Source organism: Bradyrhizobium genosp. SA-3 (assembly GCF_004212635.1).
Taxonomy (GTDB): Bacteria; Pseudomonadota; Alphaproteobacteria; order Rhizobiales; family Xanthobacteraceae; genus Bradyrhizobium.
The window spans coordinates 13,418-31,630 of record NZ_PSRT01000012.1; the positions used below are offsets into that span (position 1 = coordinate 13,418).

21 protein-coding genes and 1 pseudogene are annotated in these 18,213 nt (G+C 63.8%); 6 read left to right on the forward strand and 16 right to left on the reverse strand.

What is annotated here, in order from left to right; all coding sequences use genetic code 11:
- Window positions 1-125 precede the first annotated feature (125 nt).
- The 6 genes from CWO91_RS05665 to CWO91_RS05690 all read right to left on the reverse strand — a co-directional run bounded on the left by CWO91_RS05665 (window position 126) and on the right by CWO91_RS05690 (window position 2,888).
- Entirely contained in the window at window positions 126-569 is a 444-nt protein-coding gene (locus tag CWO91_RS05665; RefSeq protein ID WP_130212643.1) for a DUF1801 domain-containing protein, read from the reverse strand.
- Window positions 570-582: 13 nt separating this feature from the next.
- Window positions 583-786, reverse strand: coding sequence for a hypothetical protein (locus tag CWO91_RS05670; RefSeq protein ID WP_165405244.1), 204 nt, complete (start codon window positions 784-786; stop codon window positions 583-585).
- A 41-nt stretch (window positions 787-827) separates the two neighbouring features.
- Entirely contained in the window at window positions 828-1,247 is a 420-nt protein-coding gene (locus CWO91_RS05675; protein ID WP_130212587.1) for an SRPBCC family protein, read from the reverse strand.
- Window positions 1,244-1,567 carry an ArsR/SmtB family transcription factor gene (locus CWO91_RS05680; protein WP_130212588.1) on the reverse strand — a complete coding sequence of 108 codons (324 nt, stop codon included), beginning with the start codon at window positions 1,565-1,567 and terminating at the stop codon, window positions 1,244-1,246. The genes CWO91_RS05675 and CWO91_RS05680 overlap by 4 nt, the downstream gene beginning before the upstream one ends.
- Before the next feature lie 213 nt (window positions 1,568-1,780).
- Window positions 1,781-2,230 (reverse strand): DsrE family protein, encoded by a 450-nt coding sequence (locus CWO91_RS05685; protein ID WP_130212589.1) that lies wholly within the window; start codon window positions 2,228-2,230, stop codon window positions 1,781-1,783.
- A 37-nt stretch (window positions 2,231-2,267) separates the two neighbouring features.
- Window positions 2,268-2,888 carry a hypothetical protein gene (locus CWO91_RS05690; RefSeq protein ID WP_130212590.1) on the reverse strand — a complete coding sequence of 207 codons (621 nt, stop codon included), beginning with the start codon at window positions 2,886-2,888 and terminating at the stop codon, window positions 2,268-2,270.
- 325 nt (window positions 2,889-3,213) lie between these two features.
- Between CWO91_RS05690 and CWO91_RS05695 the strand changes: the two genes are divergently transcribed.
- Both CWO91_RS05695 and CWO91_RS05700 read left to right on the forward strand, forming a co-directional pair.
- Window positions 3,214-4,740 (forward strand): SUMF1/EgtB/PvdO family nonheme iron enzyme, encoded by a 1,527-nt coding sequence (locus CWO91_RS05695; protein WP_130212591.1) that lies wholly within the window; start codon window positions 3,214-3,216, stop codon window positions 4,738-4,740.
- A gap of 17 nt (window positions 4,741-4,757) precedes the next feature.
- Entirely contained in the window at window positions 4,758-5,207 is a 450-nt protein-coding gene (locus tag CWO91_RS05700; protein WP_130212592.1) for a DUF4399 domain-containing protein, read from the forward strand.
- Here CWO91_RS05700 and CWO91_RS05705 read toward each other — a convergent pair whose 3' ends face one another.
- The 10 genes and pseudogenes from CWO91_RS05705 to pqqA all read right to left on the reverse strand — a co-directional run bounded on the left by CWO91_RS05705 (window position 5,208) and on the right by pqqA (window position 15,234).
- The gene (locus CWO91_RS05705) at window positions 5,208-6,263 is read right to left on the reverse strand and encodes a 2-oxoacid:ferredoxin oxidoreductase subunit beta (protein WP_130212593.1); all 1,056 of its coding nucleotides are present in this window, start codon (window positions 6,261-6,263) and stop codon (window positions 5,208-5,210) included.
- Window positions 6,260-8,107 (reverse strand): 2-oxoacid:acceptor oxidoreductase subunit alpha, encoded by a 1,848-nt coding sequence (locus tag CWO91_RS05710; RefSeq protein ID WP_165405245.1) that lies wholly within the window; start codon window positions 8,105-8,107, stop codon window positions 6,260-6,262. The genes CWO91_RS05705 and CWO91_RS05710 overlap by 4 nt, the downstream gene beginning before the upstream one ends.
- A complete protein-coding gene (locus tag CWO91_RS05715; protein WP_130212595.1) occupies window positions 8,077-9,876 on the reverse strand; it encodes an FAD-dependent oxidoreductase in 1,800 nt (599 codons plus the stop codon). Before CWO91_RS05715 ends, CWO91_RS05710 begins: the two co-directional genes overlap by 31 nt.
- A gap of 242 nt (window positions 9,877-10,118) precedes the next feature.
- Window positions 10,119-10,796, reverse strand: a complete 678-nt coding sequence (locus CWO91_RS05720; protein ID WP_130212596.1) for a DUF4286 family protein — start codon at window positions 10,794-10,796, stop codon at window positions 10,119-10,121.
- Window positions 10,797-10,809: 13 nt separating this feature from the next.
- Window positions 10,810-11,796 carry a prolyl aminopeptidase gene (gene pip, locus CWO91_RS44075; protein WP_130212597.1) on the reverse strand — a complete coding sequence of 329 codons (987 nt, stop codon included), beginning with the start codon at window positions 11,794-11,796 and terminating at the stop codon, window positions 10,810-10,812.
- Window positions 11,786-12,984 (reverse strand): annotated as a pseudogene (gene pqqE, locus CWO91_RS44080) (pyrroloquinoline quinone biosynthesis protein PqqE). The gene pip and the pseudogene pqqE overlap by 11 nt, the downstream one beginning before the upstream one ends.
- Window positions 12,981-13,292, reverse strand: coding sequence for a pyrroloquinoline quinone biosynthesis peptide chaperone PqqD (gene pqqD, locus CWO91_RS05735; protein WP_130212598.1), 312 nt, complete (start codon window positions 13,290-13,292; stop codon window positions 12,981-12,983). Before pqqD ends, pqqE begins: the two are co-directional and overlap by 4 nt.
- Before the next feature lie 25 nt (window positions 13,293-13,317).
- Window positions 13,318-14,073, reverse strand: coding sequence for a pyrroloquinoline-quinone synthase PqqC (gene pqqC, locus CWO91_RS05740; protein WP_433995548.1), 756 nt, complete (start codon window positions 14,071-14,073; stop codon window positions 13,318-13,320).
- Window positions 14,074-14,093: 20 nt separating this feature from the next.
- Complete coding sequence (gene pqqB / locus CWO91_RS05745; protein WP_130212600.1) at window positions 14,094-15,023, reverse strand: pyrroloquinoline quinone biosynthesis protein PqqB; 930 nt, start codon at window positions 15,021-15,023, stop codon at window positions 14,094-14,096.
- Window positions 15,024-15,153: 130 nt separating this feature from the next.
- Window positions 15,154-15,234 (reverse strand): pyrroloquinoline quinone precursor peptide PqqA, encoded by an 81-nt coding sequence (pqqA, locus tag CWO91_RS05750; RefSeq protein WP_007595659.1) that lies wholly within the window; start codon window positions 15,232-15,234, stop codon window positions 15,154-15,156.
- A 265-nt stretch (window positions 15,235-15,499) separates the two neighbouring features.
- Here pqqA and CWO91_RS05755 point away from each other — a divergent pair, with 265 nt between their 5' ends.
- From CWO91_RS05755 to CWO91_RS05770, 4 genes are all read left to right on the forward strand, one after another.
- A complete protein-coding gene (locus tag CWO91_RS05755) occupies window positions 15,500-15,757 on the forward strand; it encodes a DUF6894 family protein (RefSeq protein WP_124162551.1) in 258 nt (85 codons plus the stop codon).
- A gap of 232 nt (window positions 15,758-15,989) precedes the next feature.
- Window positions 15,990-17,390 carry an amidase family protein gene (locus CWO91_RS05760; RefSeq protein ID WP_130212602.1) on the forward strand — a complete coding sequence of 467 codons (1,401 nt, stop codon included), beginning with the start codon at window positions 15,990-15,992 and terminating at the stop codon, window positions 17,388-17,390.
- Window positions 17,391-17,392: 2 nt separating this feature from the next.
- A complete protein-coding gene (locus CWO91_RS05765) occupies window positions 17,393-17,869 on the forward strand; it encodes a glutathione peroxidase (RefSeq protein WP_130212603.1) in 477 nt (158 codons plus the stop codon).
- A gap of 11 nt (window positions 17,870-17,880) precedes the next feature.
- Window positions 17,881-18,123 carry a DUF3297 family protein gene (locus CWO91_RS05770; protein WP_035730878.1) on the forward strand — a complete coding sequence of 81 codons (243 nt, stop codon included), beginning with the start codon at window positions 17,881-17,883 and terminating at the stop codon, window positions 18,121-18,123.
- The last annotated feature ends 90 nt before the right edge of the window (window positions 18,124-18,213 follow it).

Sequence of the window (18,213 nt, forward strand, 5' to 3'; positions counted from 1 at the left end):
AGGGGTTACGGTCTCACTGAATGCCGCGGCCCCTCACCCGGATTGCTCAGGCGCGCAATTGCGCGCCATAGCAATCCGACCTCTCCCCGCTGGGGAGAGGTGTACTCCGCGGTGATCATCGTATCCTAGGTCGATCGTTTGGCCGGCTTATTCGTGGCCTTGGACGCATTCAACTCCACGGCCGCGCGAATGAGCGCCTTCAACGCCTTCTCGTTGATTTGCTCGCCCTCGCGAATATCGATCGCGCGGCGCACGTTGCCGTCGAGGCTGGAGTTGAACAGGCCAGCCGGATCCTCCAGCGCCGCGCCCTTGGCAAAGGTCATCTTCACCACTTCCTTGTAGGTCTCGCCGGTGCAGATGATGCCGTCGTGCTCCCACACCGGAACGCCGCGCCATTTCCATTCCTCGACGACATCAGGATCGGCCTCCTTGATCAGTTCGCGAATTCGCCCCAGCATCTCGCCGCGCCAGTCGCCGAGTTCCTTGATCCTGCCGTCGATCAGCTTGGAGGAGGAAGCCCCATTCGCTTCCTTCGCGCCGGCCTTCTTCGCCGTCACAGCCTTCTTCATCATCTCGCCTCGTTCACGCGTTGCTGCGGCTGACATAGGGCCGCGCGAACAGATATAGCCCGGTCGCAAGCAATGGAATGAGTGGGACGAGCGCCAGGAAGCCGATCCACACGGCCTGGACCTGCGTGATCATCGCCACGATGTTGGCGATGACGGCGAGCGTGAAAGCCATCGACAGCCAGCGATGAATCTGCCGAATCCACATGTGTGTGCTCATTGGACCTCCTTTGAAAATGATCGGAATGGATCGCGAGGGAGCTAGTCTGCCCGTGCCAGCAGCTCGTCGAGCTTGGCAAAAAACTGCTTCCAGCCGGCATGTGCGCCGCCATAAGCCTGCTTCTGCGTCGGGCTGAAGCCCGCTTGCTCGACGCGCAGATGCGTGCCGGCGCCGGTCGGCGTCAGCGTGAAGGTCACGACGCTTTTCAGGTCGAACGCCGCATCCTCATGCGAGAAATTCCAGGTGTAGGCGAGCGTCTTCTGCGGCTCGATGGTGAGCACCTCGCAGTCCAGCACGCCGCCCCATTCGCCGCGAAGATTGAAGCGATGGCCGACGACCGGCTTGAAGTCGTTCTTCATCAGCCATTCCTCGATCAGATGCGGCTGCGTCAGCGCGCGCCAGATCCGCTCCGCCGGAAAGGCAAATTCGCGTTCAACGATTACGGAGCGTGTTTCGGTCATTGGTCCATCCTCTTCAGGAGATCGTCGAGCGCGTCGAGCCGGTTCTGCCAGAACCCGGCCATCTGGCTGGTCCAGTCGATCAGCGGATTGAGCGCACCGGGCTGCGCACTGTAATGGGTCTGGCGTCCTTCATGGCGGTCGCGCACGAGGCCGGCCTGCTTTAGGGCGCCGAGATGCTTCGAGACCGCCGGCTGGGACACGCCGGATTTCACCGTCAGTGCCCCCACCGTCTGTTCGCCCTCCCGGCACAGCCGTTCGAAGAGCGCCCGCCGGGTCGGATCGGCGAGCGTCCTGAACAGGAGGTCATGCGCGGCGGACATGGGAGATCCATAACTGGTAAGTTATGGATTAACCCATAACCACAGGGTTATGGATGAGTCAAGCGCGAGGATGTGGCTCTCGCTCGCGCAACGCGCTCCGCCGTCATTGCGAGCGTAGCGAAGCAATCCAGAATTCCTCCTCAGAGACAGCCTGGATTGCTTCGTCGCAAGGGCTCCTCGCGATGACGGAGAACGTGGCGGCGCCGCGCAGCCTTACGGCCGCAAGTACAAATACCCCTGCGCCTGCAGCTCAGCCAAACGGACCACGCCGCCTTTCTCTGCGCTGACGAAGCCCGGCAACAGCTCCTTCAGTGAGACGTTCTGCGCCTTCATCGTGTTGCCGCAGGCGGCGAGCTCGACGCCGTCCTTGGAGAAGTCACCGACACCCTTGCTGACCTCGGGGTTGGCCTGCGCCGCGTGAAACGCCTTCAGCGCCGGTCCGTGGATCACCAGCGCGATCGTGACATGGTCGGGACCACCGACGCCGTCGATGTGGTTCTGGATGTTGCCGAGCACGAAATTGACCTTCTCGGCGTCGCTGAGGTGATAGGCCACCTTGAGCTTGTTGCTCACGCTGGCCTCAGTGGCGGCTTGTGCATGCGAAGCGCCAAACGCCGCACCCAGGGCCGAGACGGCGCTCCACAAGATGTTCCGGCGATTCATGGCGATCTCCCTCGACCAAGACTTTGCCGGACACATATCATTTGTGACGCAGCGCGGCGAGTTCCTTGCGGTCGGTCACGAGCGAAGCGCACTCGCTATTGTCGGTACGGTTGAGGCGGAAGATCTTGTCGTCGGCGCCGGCGACCAGCGATTGCTCGGCCTCATCATCCGGCTTGTTGTTCTGCCAGACCCTGACCTGTTCGAGCCGGATGATCGCGGACTTGTTGTCCTTGGAGAGCGCCACCTCGATCCCGCCGCCCTCGCAGTCGACGCCGCAGCCCATGCGGACCTCGTCCCCCTGACTGAGAAGCACTGCATGACTGCCGCACGAGCCGCTGGAGTCGAAATCGCCCGAGCGATGGCGATAGCGAAAACCGAGGCGGAAGGAATTGTGCAGCTGCTTGTCTTCCTTGTCGGTTTCCGCCGAGATCAACAGCTTCATGGAAGCGACTTTCTGCTTGGGATGCCGCGCCAGATGCTCGGCATCGTAGCGGCGGACGAAGCAGGCATAGGCCTTGTCAGCAGGCGCCCCCGCATAGAGCCGCGCATTGAAGGCGTCGGCTTCTGCCTTTGTGGTCTCCCGGACCTTGTCCTCATCGGCGTGGGCGACGCTGGTTAGCGCAGCCAAAGTGAGGGCAGCAAAGATGGAGAGCTTCATGACAACCTCGAGCGCGTGACAACCTTGCCGCAGCAGGACAGAACTCCTGTCCGTTAGACGCAGGCGAGATGCATCGCGTTCAAGCTTCAGAAGTCGCTTCGTGCGACCATCGCGGCGCCGACTCGGGCCAGTGGCTTCGCGCCGGGCCTTAGTCATTGATGGGATCAAGAAGGTTCAAGCGGTGTAGCGCCTTGATGCTTCGGAACCCGATGCCGGCAATTGCTGCGACATTGTCTTGGTTCGTCAATGTGATAGCTTTCACAGACGACCGCCTTTGGCAGTCGTAAGCTGGGACTGCCTTGTTAAGTTTGTGGAGTCCCCCGCAATGGGCGAAATTCGCAACTTCAGATCCGGAAATCAGGATGGGCCGCCTCCACGCGACTCCATGCCTCGCCGTCTCGCAGCAATCATCGTAGGCGACATCGCGTCCTACAGCCGCATGATGCAGGCCGACGAGGAGGGCACGCATGTCCGCGTCAAGCGGATCGAGCGCGACCTCATCCAGCCCACCATCGTCGAGCATCATGGAACTCTGGTGAAGACGACGGGCGATGGCTTCATCGCCATCTTCGATAGCCCTGTTGAGGCCGTTCGCTGCAGCATCGTCATCCAGCAGAACCTCATCGGCCGCAACGCCTCGCTTCCGAAGCATTCGCGCCTCGAATACCGGATCGGCGTCAATCTCGGCGACGTGATCGTGGAGCCGGACGATGTCTACGGCGACGGCGTCAACATCGCCACGCGCATCGAGGGCATTGCCGAGCCCGGTCAGGTCTATATCTCGGGCGCGATCTACGAGCAGATCAAGCACAAGGTGGTGTGCGGCTATGAGTCGCTCGGGGACCGCAAGGTCAAGAACATCACCGATCCGGTGCGCATCTATCGCGTGCTGCCGGATGCCGATGCGGTCGGCAGGACGCGAAGCCGGCGCGAGAATGTCCTGATCTTCCTCTTGGGCATCACAGTCTTGATGATTGCCACGGGCTCACTTTGGTATTTGCTGACGCAGCCCGGCAGGATGGGCGAGCAGGCGGCCACGCCAACCGCTTCCCCGGCGGCGTCACCGATCCCGCAGCCGTCGCCGCGGGAAGCGGCGACGCAGACTCCACAACCATCCCCATCACTGGCTTCTGCCCCTCCGTCGTCGTCACCGGCCCCCAGCCCATCGGCGACGCCACCTCGCGAACCCGAGATGATCGGCATTCGCGGCGGCAGCTTCGCGATGGGAAGCAATGACGATCCGACCGAACGGCCTGTCCACCAGGTCACGATCAAGCCGTTCTCGATCGGAAAATATCCGGTGACGGTGCAGGAATGGAACGAATGCGCCGCCGCCAAGGCGTGCGGATTCACCGCCACCGGCAAGGACGATACGCCCGTCAGCAATGTGAGCTGGACCGACGCGCAGCAATATGCCGCCTGGCTCGCGCAAGCGACGAAGAAGGCCTACCGGCTTCCGAGCGAAGCCGAATGGGAATATGCGGCGCGCGGCGGAACGCAGACCAAATATTGGTGGGGCGACAAGCTCCAGCCGGGCATGGCCGGATGCAAGGATTGCGGTGATCTTGCGGCCGAGCAGCCGGCCAAGGTCGGCAGCTTCAAGCCCAATCCATTCGGGCTCTACGACATGGGCGGCGGCATCGATCAGTGGGTCGAAGACTGCTGGCACAGGATCTATCAGGGCGCGCCGAGCGACGGCTCGGCATGGAGCAGCGCGGACTGCAGCTCTCATGTCCTGCGGTCGGGCTCCTGGAAGAACGATTCAAGATATGTCCGGCCGTCAAACCGCGATGGTTACGACACCAATGTCCGTTACCCCACGCATGGATTCCGTGTCGCACTCAGTCCGTGAGTGCTGGAGTAGATTTGATGAAGATCATTTCCTGTGTCGCCCTGGCGGCCGCGATCGCATTGCTCCCGGGCGCGGCCTACTCGCAGGGCAAGAGCGCGCACAAGGACGCCAGACTCTATTTCATCACGCCGCATGACGGGCAGAAAGTTCGCGGTGGATTCTGGGTCCGGTTCGGCTTACGCAACATGGGCGTGACGCATGCTGGCGATGACTACCAGAACGCCGGTCATCACCATCTGCTGGTCGACGTCAACGATCCCATCGATCCCAAGGAGCCGATCCCGCAGGACAAGTCGCACCTGCATTTCGGTGCAGGGCAGACCGAAACCATGCTGGACCTTCCGCCGGGCACGCACACGCTGCAGCTGGTGCTCGGCGACGCCAAGCACTATCCGTTCGTACCGCCGGTCGTGTCGGAGAAGATCACGATTCGCGTCAGGCCGACGGCTTCAGCGCGGAGTAAATGATCACCGCAGGCTGGCGTTGATCTTGTCCAGCACCGCCGAGCCCGGGCACAGCGTGTCCGCCTCCAGCGTGTTGAGCGGCGTCTCGACCGTGTTGAGATGCTCGTGCAGGTCTTCCGCGTCGGGGTCGACATAGAGCAGGCCGGTGACGATCTGCCCTTTGGCGGCGTGTTTCTGGAGGAAGGTCATCGCGCCCAAACGGTCATGCGGATCGTAGTCGGCGTCGATCTTGCGCAGCGCGACGTTGCTGCCGTCGTGCTGTTCCACCACCTGCACCGTGCCCGGCGCATAGTCCACAGCGATCGGATCGCGGCCGACCAGTACGTCGAGCCGGTTCACCGCGTCATTGTGCTCGCGGACATAGTCAAAGCTCTTGGTCGAGCCGGCATGGTTGTTGAAGGCGATGCAGGGGCTGATGACGTCGATGAACGACGCGCCCTTGTGGCGGATCGCCGCCGCGATCAGCGGCACGAGCTGGGTCTTGTCGCCGGAGAAGGAGCGCGCGACGAAGGTGGCACCAAGTTGCAGCGCGATCGCGACGAGGTCGATCGCGTTGTCGGTGTTGGTGACGCCCTTCTTGGATTTCGAGCCGCGGTCAGCGGTGGCCGAGAACTGGCCCTTGGTCAGGCCATAGACGCCGTTGTTTTCGACGATATAGGTCATGTTGACGGCGCGCCGGATCGAATGCGCGAACTGGCCGAAGCCGATCGAGGCGGAATCGCCGTCGCCGGAGACGCCGAGATAGATCAAATCGCGGTTGGCGAGGTTGGCGCCGGTCAGCACGCTGGGCATGCGGCCATGCACCGAGTTGAAGCCGTGTGAGTTGCCGAGGAAATAGTCCGGCGTCTTCGACGAGCAGCCGATGCCGGAGATCTTTGCCACTCGATGCGGCTCGATCGAGAGCTCGTAACAGGCCTCGATGATCGAGGCAGTGATCGAATCGTGGCCGCAGCCGGCGCACAGGGTCGAGATCTTGCCTTCGTAATCGCGGCGGGTGTAGCCGAGCTCGTTCTTCTTCAGGCCCGGATGGTGGAATTTCGGCTTGGCAATATAGGTCATGACACGGCCTTGCGGAGCGGGGTCACCTTGAGGTGATCCTGATGGTCGCCAATGGCTTTTGCGATGAAGCGGGCGGTGATCGGGGTGCCGTCGTAATGCACGATCGGCACGAGGCGGACGGGATCGATGCCATTCTCGTTGACGATGAGCTGGCGCAGTTGGCTGTCGCGGTTCTGCTCGACCACGTAGACGAAGTCGTGCTCGGCGAGGAAGCTCGCAACGCTGGAGTGGAACGGGAAGGCACGAATGCGCAGACGATCGAGTTGGTGTCCACGCGCTTCCAACAGGCCGACCGCTTCGTCCATCGCCGGCGAGGTCGAGCCGAAATAGATCACGCCATATTTGGTCGGCCGTTCCGCATTGGCCTGCAGCGGCCGCGGTACGAGGTCCTGCGCGCTCTCGAACTTGCGCACCAGGCGCTGCATGTTGTCGGCATAGACCGTGCCTTCCTCGGAGTAGCGCGCATAGCGGTCGCGCGAGGTGCCGCGGGTGAAGTAGGAGCCCTTGGTCGGATGTGTCCCGGGATAGGTGCGGTAGGGGATGCCGTCGCCGTCGACGTCGAGATAGCGGCCGAAGTCGCGGCCTTCCTCCAGCATCTCCGCCGTCATGATCTTGCCGCGGTCATATTGCCGGGCATCGTCCCATTTCAGCGGGCGGCAGAGCCGATGGTTCATGCCGATGTCGAGGTCGAGCATCAGGAAGATCGTGGTCTGCAGCCGCTCGGCGAGGTCGAACGCGGCGGCGGCGAACTCGAACGCTTCGGCGGGATCTTCGGGGAACAGCAGCACATGCTTGGTGTCGCCGTGCGAAGCATAGGCGCAGGCGATGATGTCGCATTGCTGGGTGCGAGTCGGCATGCCCGTCGAGGGGCCGGCGCGCTGGATGTTCATGATGACGGCGGGAATCTCGGCAAAGTATGAGAGGCCGATGAACTCCGTCATCAGCGAGATGCCGGGGCCCGAGGTCGCGGTGAAGGCGCGGGCGCCGTTCCAGGAGGCGCCAATGACGATGCCGATCGAGGCCAGCTCGTCCTCGCCCTGCACGATGGCGTATTTCGCCTTGCCGGTCTCAGGATCGTGGCGGTACTTCTTGCAGTGGGCGGTGAAGGCCTCCGCCACCGACGACGACGGCGTGATCGGATACCAGGCGCACACGGTGGCGCCGCCGTAGACGGCACCGAGCGCGGCGGCGCTGTTGCCCTCGATGAAGATGCGATCGCCGACCTTGTCGGACTTCTTCACCCGCAGCCCGATCGGGCATTTCAGGTTCTGCAGCGCCCAGTCGCGGCCGAGATGCAGCGCGTGGACGTTGGAGGAGAGCAGCTTCTCCTTGCCCTTGTACTGCTCGCCGATCAGTTGCTCGATCAGCTTCGGATCCATGTCGAGCAGCGCACTGAGGCTGCCTAGATAGATGATGTTCTTGAACAGCTGGCGCTGGCGCGGATCGGTATAGGTCGAGTTGGTGATCGCGGTGAGCGGCACGCCGATCACGGTGATGTCGTCGCGGAATTTGGTCGACGGCATCGGCTTGGTGGAATCGTAGAACAAATAGCCGCCGGGCTCGATGCCGGCGACGTCCTTGTCCCAGGTCTGCGGGTTCATCGCCACCATCATGTCGACGCCACCGCGGGCGCCGAGATGGCCCTCTTCCGTCACCCGCACCTCGTACCAGGTCGGCAGGCCCTGGATGTTGGAGGGGAAGATGTTGCGCGGTGAGACCGGAACGCCATGGCGCAGGATCGCGCGCGCGAACATCTCGTTGGCGCTGGCCGAGCCCGAGCCGTTGACGTTGGCGAAGCGGACGACGAAGTCGTTTACGCTGCTGAGCGGCTTTTTGTCGGGCATGTCGAACCTGCGTGGGTCATCTCGATGAAATATTTCTGCATGTCCCAGGCGCCGGTGGGACAACGCTCGGCGCACAGCCCGCAATGCAGGCAGACGTCCTCGTCCTTCACCATCACTCGCCCGGTCTTGAGATCCGAGGAGACGTAGAGATCCTGGTCCGGATGCGGCGCGGGCGCCTTCAGCCGCTGGCGCAGGTCGTTTTCCTCGCCGTTATCAGTGAAGGTGATGCAATCCATCGGGCAGATGTCGGCGCAGGCATCGCACTCGATGCAGAGCGAGGTCGAGAACACGGTCTGCACGTCGCAGTTCAGGCAGCGATGCGCCTCGCCGAGCGCGAGCTTGACGTCGTAGCCGAGCTCGACCTCGGCGCGGATGTCCTTCAGCGCGACGACCTTGTCGCGATGCGGCACCTTGAAGCGCTTGTCGATCGAGATGTCGTTGTCATAGCTCCATTCGTGGATGCCCATCTTCTGCGAGGAGATTTGCACCTCCGGCAGCGGGCGTTCGCTGACATCCTCACCCGAGAGCAGTTTGTGGATCGACAGCGCGGCGTCATGGCCGTGCGCGACCGCCCAGATGATGTTCTTGGGGCCGAACGCGGCATCACCGCCGAAGAACACCTTTGGATTGGTCGAGACGAAGGTGTTCGGATCGACCTTGGGCATGTGCCATTTGTCGAACTCGATACCGCAATCCTGCTCGATCCACGGAAAGGCGTTCTCCTGGCCGACCGCGACCAGCACGTCGTCGCATTCGAAGGTCTGGTCGGGCTCACCCGATGGAACGAGGTTGCGGCGGCCCTTGGCGTCGTATTCGGCCTTCACCTTCTGGAAGGTGATGCCGGTGAGCTTGCCATTGTCGTGGATGAATGCGACGGGGACGAGGAAGTTGAGGATCGGGATGTCCTCGTGGATCGCGTCCTCCTTCTCCCAGGGCGAGGCCTTCATCTCCTCGAAGCCGGAGCGCACGACGACCTTGACGTCTTCGCCGCCGAGGCGGCGCGCGGTGCGGCAGCAATCCATCGCGGTGTTGCCGCCGCCGAGCACGATCACGCGCTTGCCTATTCTGTCGGTATGGCCGAACGACACCGAGGCCAGCCACTCGATGCCGATATGGATGTTGGCGGCGGCTTCCTTGCGGCCGGGAATGTCGAGCTCGCGGCCGCGCGGCGCGCCGGAGCCGACGAAGATCGCATCATACTTCTCCGCGAGCAGCGCCTTCATGCTGTCGATGCGGTGACCGCCCTTGAAGTCGACGCCGAGACCCAGGATGTAGCCGGTCTCCTCGTCGATGACGGAATTGGGCAGGCGGAATTTCGGGATCTGCGTGCGCATCATGCCGCCGGCTTCGGGATCGGCATCGAACACGGTGCAGTGATAGCCGAGCGGCGCGAGATCGCGCGCCACCGTCAGCGAGGCCGGACCGCCGCCGACCAGCGCAACGCGCTTGCCGTTCTTCGCGGCGGGGCGCGGCAGGCGCTGCTTGATGTCGTCCTTGAAGTCGGCGGCGACGCGCTTGAGGCGGCAGATCGCGACCGGATTGTCCTCGACGCGTCCGCGGCGGCACGCCGGCTCGCATGGACGATCGCAGGTGCGTCCCAAAATTCCAGGGAACACGTTCGATTTCCAATTGATCATGTAGGCGTCGCTGTAGCGGCCTTGTGCGATCAGTCGGATATATTCGGGAACCGGGGTGTGCGCAGGACAGGCCCACTGGCAATCGACCACTTTGTGAAAGTAGTCGGGGGCCGCAATGTCGGTCGGTTTCATTCCTACCCTGTCCGCGCAGGCCCAAAGACCCCGCGGCCTTTTCTTGAGCTTGGCGAGCGCTTTAATGCGCTTCGATCTGGTTTCTGAATGACGTCATTGGGTTAGCTTATTAGAACCACTCCGAAGTACAACGGCAAATTTGCGCGATCACCGCCTTTCATGGGAGCTACGCGCGCACAGCATTAACGCACGGCGCGCGATATGCGTGCGGTGCAGCATATTGCGATGCGTGTGTGAGCGCGCTAGCCGCGCGCGATGTCGCTCTCGGTCAAATCCCACATCAGGCAATAGGTGCCGACGGAGATCGGAAGCGGCAAAGGCGCCGCGGCGGGGCCGGTGAAGCGCTCGGCGATCACAGCCGAGACAGCACCGACATGCGTGCCGTCGATCAGCACGAACCAGTCGTGCGCGCCTTCATTGCGCACCGCCGGAATGTCCGCCGTTGCACCCGACAATTCGGGCTCGCTCTCCAGAAGGTGCATGGAGATGATGCCGTCGCGCTGGTCCGGCGCCAGCTTGTCTTGCAGTGCATCGCGCCATCGCGCTGCGTTGTCGGGTGACGGTCGCAGCCGCACCACGCCGAGCGCGGCGCCACGTCCGGTGCCGTTGCTGATGGTGATGCGCGCGACGACGCGGAGCATGTCCTTGAAACGTGCCATGCATTGCCGCGACCACTCGGTCGGGCTCGCGAGCCGCACGCGGTAGGCGGGGCTGTCGAGCACGTCGAGCGTGGCGGTCGAATACAGGCAGAGGTATTTGGGATTGGCGGCATGCGCGACATAGCGCCGCGCCTCCAGGAATCCGTCGATCGCGACGCGTTCTTCCAGATGCTCGCGATCGTACCAGCGGTTGAAATCGGCCTCATCGGCCGCGTCGATGTTCATCGACGTCAGCAGCATGCCTTTCCCGGCGAGCGGCATTTTTCTTATCCTGTTATCGCGCGGTCTTCGACGCGAGGTCCGCGATCGACTTCATGACCGCGTCCCGCACGCCGGTATCATAGAGCGAATGTCCGGCTTCTTCCACGACGCGAAGCTCGCAATCCAGCCAAACCTTCGCGAGTGCCTGCGATGTCTCAGGCGGGCACAACAGATCGTAGCGGCCCTGGACGATGATCCCGGGGATGCCGGCGAGCCGCCCCGCATTTCGCAACAGCTGGCTCTCGGTCATGAAGCTGTCGTTGACGAAATAGTGCGCCTCCATGAACGGTGTCGCAGGCAGCGTGCGCCACACGTTCAGCGCGGCCAGGTCCAGCCGCGTCTTGGCGGGCTTGTGCTCGGACAAGGTGCGTTCGGTGTCGTGCCAGGCCCGCGCGGCGGGGCCGTGCACGGCGGGATCGGCATCGAGGATGCGGCGCCAATAGGCCTCCACCGGCCGCGCCCGCTCCTCTAGCGGCAGCACGCTGAGAAAATCCTCGTACAGCGCGGGATAGAATTGCGACAGGCGCGAGGTGAACGCCGTCTCGACCTCCGCCCGCGTGCCGAGAAACGTCGCGCGCAGCGCGATGCCGGAGACGCGCTCGGGATGCGCCTCTGCATAGGCCAGCGCCAGCGTCGCGCCCCAGGAGCCGCCGACCGCCATCCAGCGTTGGAAGCCAAATTTCTCGCGGATCTTCTCCATGTCCGCGATCAGATGCGCCGTGGTGTTGTGCTCGCGCGATCCCTTCGGACGGCTGCGGCCGCAGCCGCGCTGGTCGAACAGCACGGCGCAGAAGCGATCAGGATCGAACAGGCGGCGATGATCGGGCTGGCAGCCGCTGCCGGGGCCGCCATGCAGATAGATCGCTGGGATGCCGTCCGCGCGGCCGATGCTCTCGACATAGAGCTCAAAGCCGTCGCCGACATCGAGCATGTCGGAGGTCAGCGGCGCAAAGGGATCGGCCCGCCTGATCGAGCTGGCCGCGTCGGCGTCAGGTCCCATTCTCGGATTCCAGAGTGCCGCCGGCGAAGTTGCGATAGAGGAAGCGGTTGGTCTCGCCCTCGGCTCGCGCTCGGCCTGCTTGAAGATGGTCTCGTGCAGCGGCGACAGCGCGCAAGCGGGATCGGTGTTGGCGGCATCGCCCGTCAGCGCGAAAGCCTGGCAGCGGCAGCCGCCGAAATCGATCTCGCGGAATTCGCAAGACTTGCACGGCTCCTTCATCCAGCCGGTGCCGCGATAGCGGTTGAAGGCTTCGGAGTTCTGCCAGATCCAGGCAATCGAGTGATTCGAGCGCACGGATTCGAACTCGAGCCCGGTGATGCTCTCGGCGGCGTGGCACGGCAGCACCTTGCCGGCGGGCGAGATGTTGAAGAACTGCCGGCCCCAGCCGCCCATGCACTTCTTCGGCCGCAGCGCGTAATAGTCGGGAACGACGTAGTCGATCGCGATCGTGCCCTTGAGCCGCTCGCGTGCCTCCTCGACGAGGCGGGTGCATTCGTCGAGTTGCGCCACCGTCGGCATCAAGGCAGCGCGGTTCTTCAGCGCCCAGCCGTAATACTGCACGTTGGCGACCTCGAGCCGATCGGCGTCGAGATCGACCGCCATCTGGATGATGTCGGGGAGCTGGTGCAGGTTCTGCCGATGCATCACCGCGTTCACGGTGAGCGGCAAATCGAGCTCGCGCGTCCATCTGGCGACTTCGAGCTTCTTGCGGTGCCCGTTTTTGTAACCAGCGACGCGATCGGCAAGGCCCTCTTCAACGCCTTGGAAGCTGATCTGGACGTGGCAGAGCCCGGCATCCGCAAGATCGCTCAGCCGCTCGCGCGTCAGCAGCACGGCCGAGGTGATGAGGTTGGTGTAGAGCCCGGAATCGCTGGCGTGCTTGACCAGCTCGACCAGGTCCTTCCGCGCCGTCGGCTCGCCGCCGGAGAAATGCACCTGGAGCACGCCGATCTCGGCGAGCTCGCTCAGCACCTTCTTCCACTCATCGGTGGTCAGCTCCTTGCCCGAGCGGTCGAGCTCGACCGGGTTGGAGCAATAGGGGCATTGCAGCGGGCAGCGATGGGTGATCTCGAGCAGCACGGCGAGCGGAATGCCGAACGTCTCCGCCGTCGAGCGCTGCTTCTCCAGCACCGCGAGGCTGTCGCTAACATCTGGCGGGATGGTGGGATTGCCGAGCACATCGCTCATGACGTCTTCTCCCGGGCCTCGGTGAGAAAGCCCTTGTCGGCGAGACCCTGCAGCATGACGATGACGTCGGCGAGGATCGCCTCGCGCGGCGCGGCGTATTTCGCCGCCAGCTGGTCTGCGACGTCGCCGACATTGCGCTCGCCGTCGCAGAGCTGCAAGACCTCGACCGCGATCTCGTCTGGGGCCAGCACCCGTTCCGGCGCCAGGATCACCCAGACTTGGCGCGTCTCGTCATACTTCAGTTTGGCATGCCGCGGCAGCACGGGGCGGCTTGCCTCGCTGACGCTGATGTTCCGCGGCCCGGCCATTGCTGTTCCTCGTTAGCTCGCCTTCTTAGTTTTCTTTGGGCACGAAAGCGCCCGGCGGAATGTGGCCCTCGACATAGGCGTGATAGAGCGCGTCGAGCTGCACCCAGAGTACGTTGGTCTTGAAGATCAGCGCGTTGCACACCTGCGCGCGCTGCTCCAGCGTCGTGGCATGCGCCTTGACGTAGTCGAGCGCAAAGCCGGCATCGCGCGGCGCCTGGGTCAGGCGTCGCTTGAAATAGCTCATGATGTCGGGGTTGACGAAGTCGTAATGCGCCAGCATGCCGGAGATGCGCTCTTCGTGCAGGTTCGGCGCGAACAATTCGGTCAGCGAGGAGGCGATCGCCTCCAGCGGGCTCTTCTCGCGGCAATAGTGGACATAGGCCTCGACCGCGAAGCGCGTCGCCGGCAGGATGCCTTCGGTCGATTCCACGTAAGCCGTGTCGAGACCCAGGCCTTCGGTCAGCTTGAGCCAGCGCTCGATGCCGCCCTCGGTTCCGACGTCGCCGTCATGGTCCTCGATACGATGGCGCCATTCCAGCCGCGTGGCGCGGTCGCGGAAGCGCGAGATCACCACCGCGTCCTTGATCGGGATGGTGCTCTGGTAATAGTAGCGGTTGAGCGCCCAGGCCTGCACTTGGCCCTTGTCGAGCTTGCCGCCGTGCAGCAGCTTATGGAACGGATGCAGGCTGTGATAGCGCGTCGCCCCGATATGGCGCAGCGTCGCCTCGAGTTCCTCGGCCGAGTTGAGCTTGATGTCCTTGCCGATCGAGAGCGCGGTCATTCCTGTCAGTGACGCGGTATTCACAGCACGATCTCCGTTCCATCCGCGGGTATCTGCCAGCCCGCCTCTTCAGTGGCTTTCCGCTCGGGTGAAGCGGGCAGCAGCGCCGGATTCGAGTTATTGATATGCAGAAAAATCTTCCTGCCGATAGTGAGATCGGCCAGCCGCGCGATCGCGCCGTCGGCGCCGGACATCGCGACATGGCCCATGCTCTTGCCGGTCTTGTGGCCGAGGCCCGCCCTGATCATCTCGTCGTCCTGCCACACCGTGCCATCGAAGAACACCAGTGCCGCGCCGTCGATCTCGGTCTTGAGCGCGTCGGTGACCTCGGCGCAGGCGGCGATGAAATAGAAGCACTTGCCGGTCGACTTGTCCGTGATCTTCAGGCCCAGCGTATCGCCGTCGCCGGTCTCGCCGCCAGGATGGGCCTTGCCTTCCAGATACCAGGCCGACTTGCCCGGCACCGCGAACGGCAGCACCTCGATCCCTGAGCGCGCGCCGTCCGGCAGTCGCGGCTCGAACGGCTCGCCGATGTCGGTCGGCTGGCGCCGCACGTTCTTCTCGTTCAGCACGTTGAAGATGCTGTTGCTCTTCAGGATCGCCAGCACCTTCTCATGCGCATAAACCGTGAAGGGCGAGCCCTCGCGCATCGACAGCAGGCCTGCGACCGCGTCCACTTCGCCGTTGGTCAGGATCACGCCGGCAATCGGCGTATGGCGCAGCGCGCCCGCCTTCGGGTGCAACTGCGGCGTGGCGTTCAATTGCTGGCGAAGGTCGGGGGAGGCGTTGATCAGGAACCAGTGCTCGCCGTCGCCGCTGAAGGCGACCGACGCCTGGGTTCTCAAGAGGTCATGGCCGCTGGCACGGGCCGCTCGGCAGCCCTCGCAGCCGCAATTCCATTGCGGCACTCCGCCGCCGGCTGCGGCGCCCAGGACGACGACACGAAGCATGATCCGTCTCCTGGAGGGAACGCTGCGAGGTGGATCTCGGGTCGACACCGAGTGCCGACAAAGATGATGTCTTCCGGCAACCTATTGTGATCGAAAGATCCACCTGCGCTGAACGCAGACCGCCCGCCGCTTACTTGCGGGTGGCGCTCACATACATGTTGATTTCCATGCCACAGGGCACTTCGACGATCTTCGGGGCTTTCCAGGCCATTTGGCTCTCCATTTTCGCGAAATCGGACGTATCCGCCCGCGCTTAAGTTAATGCGGGCGGAGAAGTTCGCCAGTGAAATTTTCCCGACCAAGGTAGTAGGTCGGCGGAATTGTTGCGCTGCAAAGAGAGCGTATTGCGGCCACAAGATCAGCGACTGACAGACGCAAAAAACGCCGATAGGTCGTGATCCCTGTCGGGATAAAGCAGTTGTGAGTATAGAACGGCTTCCAATCGGCTACAGGCGACCCAAACTGGATCTTTCGTGATGCCCAGATATTTCTTCAACACCCGCATCGGCGACGAACTGATCGTGGATCCCGACGGCGAGGATCTGCGCAACCCCGATCGCGCCTGGGAGGTCGCCCGCCAGATGATCCTGGAGGTGGTGAAGTCGGAGGGCGCCCAGCCGGCTCTGCTCGAGGCCGTGATCGAGGTGACCGACGACGACGGGGAAATCGTGCTGGAGTTTCCCTTCACCGAGGCGCTCCTGGACATGCCGGACCAGTCCGCGACGCGGCATTGAGGCCCGCGGACGGGTAAGGGGCGCGCAGCTCCCTCCACCGTCATTGCGAGTGTAGCGAAGCAATCCAGAATCCCTCGGCGGAGGCAGTCTGGATTGCTTCGTCGCAAGGGCTCCTCGCAATGACGGAGAATGAGGCACCATCCGGCACCAAACCCGCCCTTCGCCCCTGCGAAATCCGCATGGCTTTGCCGCGGTCCCGGCGCTAAAAGACGGCGGTCATACGGAGCAAGCCATGCAAGATCTCTGGCGCCTGTCGGCCGCCGACCTCGCCGCCCTCGTCAAGTCCAAAAAGGTGTCCGCCAGGGAGGCCGCCAAGGCCGGTCTCGCCCGCCTGGACGCCGTCAATCCCGCGCTCAACGCGGTGATCGACCACCGGCCGGACGACGTGCTCAAGCAGGCTGACGTCGTCGATGCCGCCATCGCGCGGGGCGAGGACCCCGGCGTGCTCGCGGGCGTGCCCGTCACCATCAAGGCCAATGTCGACCAGGAGGGCTTTGCCACCACCAACGGCCTGAAACTCCAGCGCGACGTCATCGCGCGCGAGGACAATCCGGTGGTCGCCAATTTCCGCAAAGCCGGCGCCATCCTGCTCGGCCGCACCAATTGCCCGGCCTTCTCCTACCGCTGGTTCACCACCAATCTGATCCATGGCGACACCAAGAATCCCCGCGACGCTTCGCTGACGCCGGGCGGCTCCTCCGGCGGCGCCGGCTCGGCGGTCGCGGCCGGCATCGGCCACATCGCGCACGGCACCGACATCGCCGGCTCGATCCGCTATCCCGCCTATGCCTGCGGCGTGCACGGCCTGCGCCCGACGCTCGGCCGCATTCCCGCTTTCAATCCCGCGCTGCCGGAGCGCCCGATCGGGCCGCAGATCATGGCGGTCTCTGGCCCGCTGGCGCGCACCGTCAACGACTTGCGCATCTCGCTCGCCGCGATGTCGGCCCGCGACATCCGCGATCCCTGGTTCGTGCCGGTGCCGCTGGAAGGTCCCGCACGGCCGAAGCGCGCCGCGCTCTGCCTCAATCCGGGCGGCCTTGCCACCACGCCGGAGGTGAAGGCGGCGGTGAGCGATGCCGGCAAGCGGCTGGAGCGCGCGGGCTGGACCGTCGACGTCATCGCGGACACGCCGCCGATGCGCGAAGCGGTCGAGTGGCAGATCAAACTCTGGCTCGGCGACGGCTACGAGGCGCAGCTCGAGATGGCCGAGCGCGAGGGCGATCCCGGCGCGCTGGCGTGCCTGCGCGGCAACCGCAGCAGGGTCGCGCCGATGGACCAAGCGAATTACGCGAAGGCGCTGACCCGAAGAGCCACGTTGACCCGCGACTGGATGCTGTTCTTCGAAAAATATGCCGTGCTGCTGACGCCGGTCTCCGGCGAGCTGCCGTTCCCCGATCATCTCGACCGCAAGGACGACGAGTCTTTCCAGCGCGTCTGGGAGGCGCAGCTGCCGCAGATCGCCATTCCCTTCATGGGCTTGCCCGGCCTCGTCGTCTCCACCGGTCTCGTCGGCAAGGCGCCGGTCGGCGTGCACATCGTCTCCGGCCGCTATCGCGAGGATCTGTGCCTGCTCGCGGGCGAAGCGATCGAGGCCGGCGGCGTGCCGCCGTCGCCGATCGATCCCGTGGGCTAGCGATGACCGCCATCTACGACTTCAAGGCCAACTCGCTTGCCGGCGAGGAAGTGCCGATGCGCCGTTTCGAGGGACAGGTGCTGCTGATCGTCAACACCGCGAGCAAATGCGGCTTCACGCCGCAATATCGCGGGCTGGAGGATCTCTATCGCGATCTGTCGCCGCGCGGCTTCTCGGTGCTCGGCTTTCCCTGCAACCAGTTCGGCGCGCAGGAGCCGGGACAGGCGGACGAGATCCAGGCGTTCTGTTCGACCAACTATGACGTCACCTTCCCGCTGTTCGAGAAGATCGACGTCAACGGCGCCAACGCACACCCTCTGTATGAGTACCTGAAACGGCAGCAATCCGGCCTCTTGGGCGCCTCCATCAAATGGAATTTCACCAAATTCCTGGTGGACCGTGCCGGCAAGGTGGTCGCGCGCTACGCGCCGACCGCGCGGCCCGAAGGATTGCGCAATCAAATCGAAACGCTGCTGTGAGCGAGACAATCATGAGCGACGAATTTCCGGACCGCCTGTCGGTCGATCCGAACAGCCCCTATTACAACGCGGACATCCTGGCGCGCGACGTCGGCATCCGCTTCAAGGGCATCGAGAAGACCAATGTCGAGGAATACTGCATCAGCGAAGGCTGGGTCCGCGTCACCGCCGGCAACGCCAAGGACCGCTATGGCAACCCGCTGACCATCAAGGTGCACGGTCCGGTCGAGCCGTATTTCAGGGATAAGAAGTAGTTCGAACTGAGCGCGCACCGCTCTCTCCTCGTCATTGCGAGGAGCCCTTGCGACGAAGCAATCCAGAGTCTTTCCGCGGGTAGCAGCCTG

Coding starts and splice junctions, on each gene's coding strand:
- CWO91_RS05700 (WP_130212592.1), top strand. CDS start 4,758: ATGAAGATCATTTCCTGTGTCGCCCTGGCGGCCGCGATCGCATTGCTC.
- CWO91_RS05680 (WP_130212588.1), bottom strand. CDS start 1,567: ATGTCCGCCGCGCATGACCTCCTGTTCAGGACGCTCGCCGATCCGACC.
- CWO91_RS05665 (WP_130212643.1), bottom strand. CDS start 569: ATGAAGAAGGCTGTGACGGCGAAGAAGGCCGGCGCGAAGGAAGCGAAT.
- CWO91_RS05675 (WP_130212587.1), bottom strand. CDS start 1,247: ATGACCGAAACACGCTCCGTAATCGTTGAACGCGAATTTGCCTTTCCG.
- pqqA (WP_007595659.1), bottom strand. CDS start 15,234: ATGGCCTGGAAAGCCCCGAAGATCGTCGAAGTGCCCTGTGGCATGGAA.
- CWO91_RS05720 (WP_130212596.1), bottom strand. CDS start 10,796: ATGCCGCTCGCCGGGAAAGGCATGCTGCTGACGTCGATGAACATCGAC.
- CWO91_RS05715 (WP_130212595.1), bottom strand. CDS start 9,876: ATGAAACCGACCGACATTGCGGCCCCCGACTACTTTCACAAAGTGGTC.
- CWO91_RS05760 (WP_130212602.1), top strand. CDS start 15,990: ATGCAAGATCTCTGGCGCCTGTCGGCCGCCGACCTCGCCGCCCTCGTC.
- pip (WP_130212597.1), bottom strand. CDS start 11,796: ATGGGACCTGACGCCGACGCGGCCAGCTCGATCAGGCGGGCCGATCCC.
- pqqC (WP_433995548.1), bottom strand. CDS start 14,073: ATGACCGCGCTCTCGATCGGCAAGGACATCAAGCTCAACTCGGCCGAG.
- CWO91_RS05755 (WP_124162551.1), top strand. CDS start 15,500: ATGCCCAGATATTTCTTCAACACCCGCATCGGCGACGAACTGATCGTG.
- CWO91_RS05770 (WP_035730878.1), top strand. CDS start 17,881: ATGAGCGACGAATTTCCGGACCGCCTGTCGGTCGATCCGAACAGCCCC.
- CWO91_RS05690 (WP_130212590.1), bottom strand. CDS start 2,888: ATGAAGCTCTCCATCTTTGCTGCCCTCACTTTGGCTGCGCTAACCAGC.
- pqqB (WP_130212600.1), bottom strand. CDS start 15,023: ATGCTTCGTGTCGTCGTCCTGGGCGCCGCAGCCGGCGGCGGAGTGCCG.
- CWO91_RS05765 (WP_130212603.1), top strand. CDS start 17,393: ATGACCGCCATCTACGACTTCAAGGCCAACTCGCTTGCCGGCGAGGAA.
- CWO91_RS05685 (WP_130212589.1), bottom strand. CDS start 2,230: ATGAATCGCCGGAACATCTTGTGGAGCGCCGTCTCGGCCCTGGGTGCG.
- CWO91_RS05670 (WP_165405244.1), bottom strand. CDS start 786: ATGAGCACACACATGTGGATTCGGCAGATTCATCGCTGGCTGTCGATG.
- CWO91_RS05695 (WP_130212591.1), top strand. CDS start 3,214: ATGGGCGAAATTCGCAACTTCAGATCCGGAAATCAGGATGGGCCGCCT.
- CWO91_RS05705 (WP_130212593.1), bottom strand. CDS start 6,263: ATGACCTATATTGCCAAGCCGAAATTCCACCATCCGGGCCTGAAGAAG.
- CWO91_RS05710 (WP_165405245.1), bottom strand. CDS start 8,107: ATGCCCGACAAAAAGCCGCTCAGCAGCGTAAACGACTTCGTCGTCCGC.
- pqqD (WP_130212598.1), bottom strand. CDS start 13,292: ATGGCCGGGCCGCGGAACATCAGCGTCAGCGAGGCAAGCCGCCCCGTG.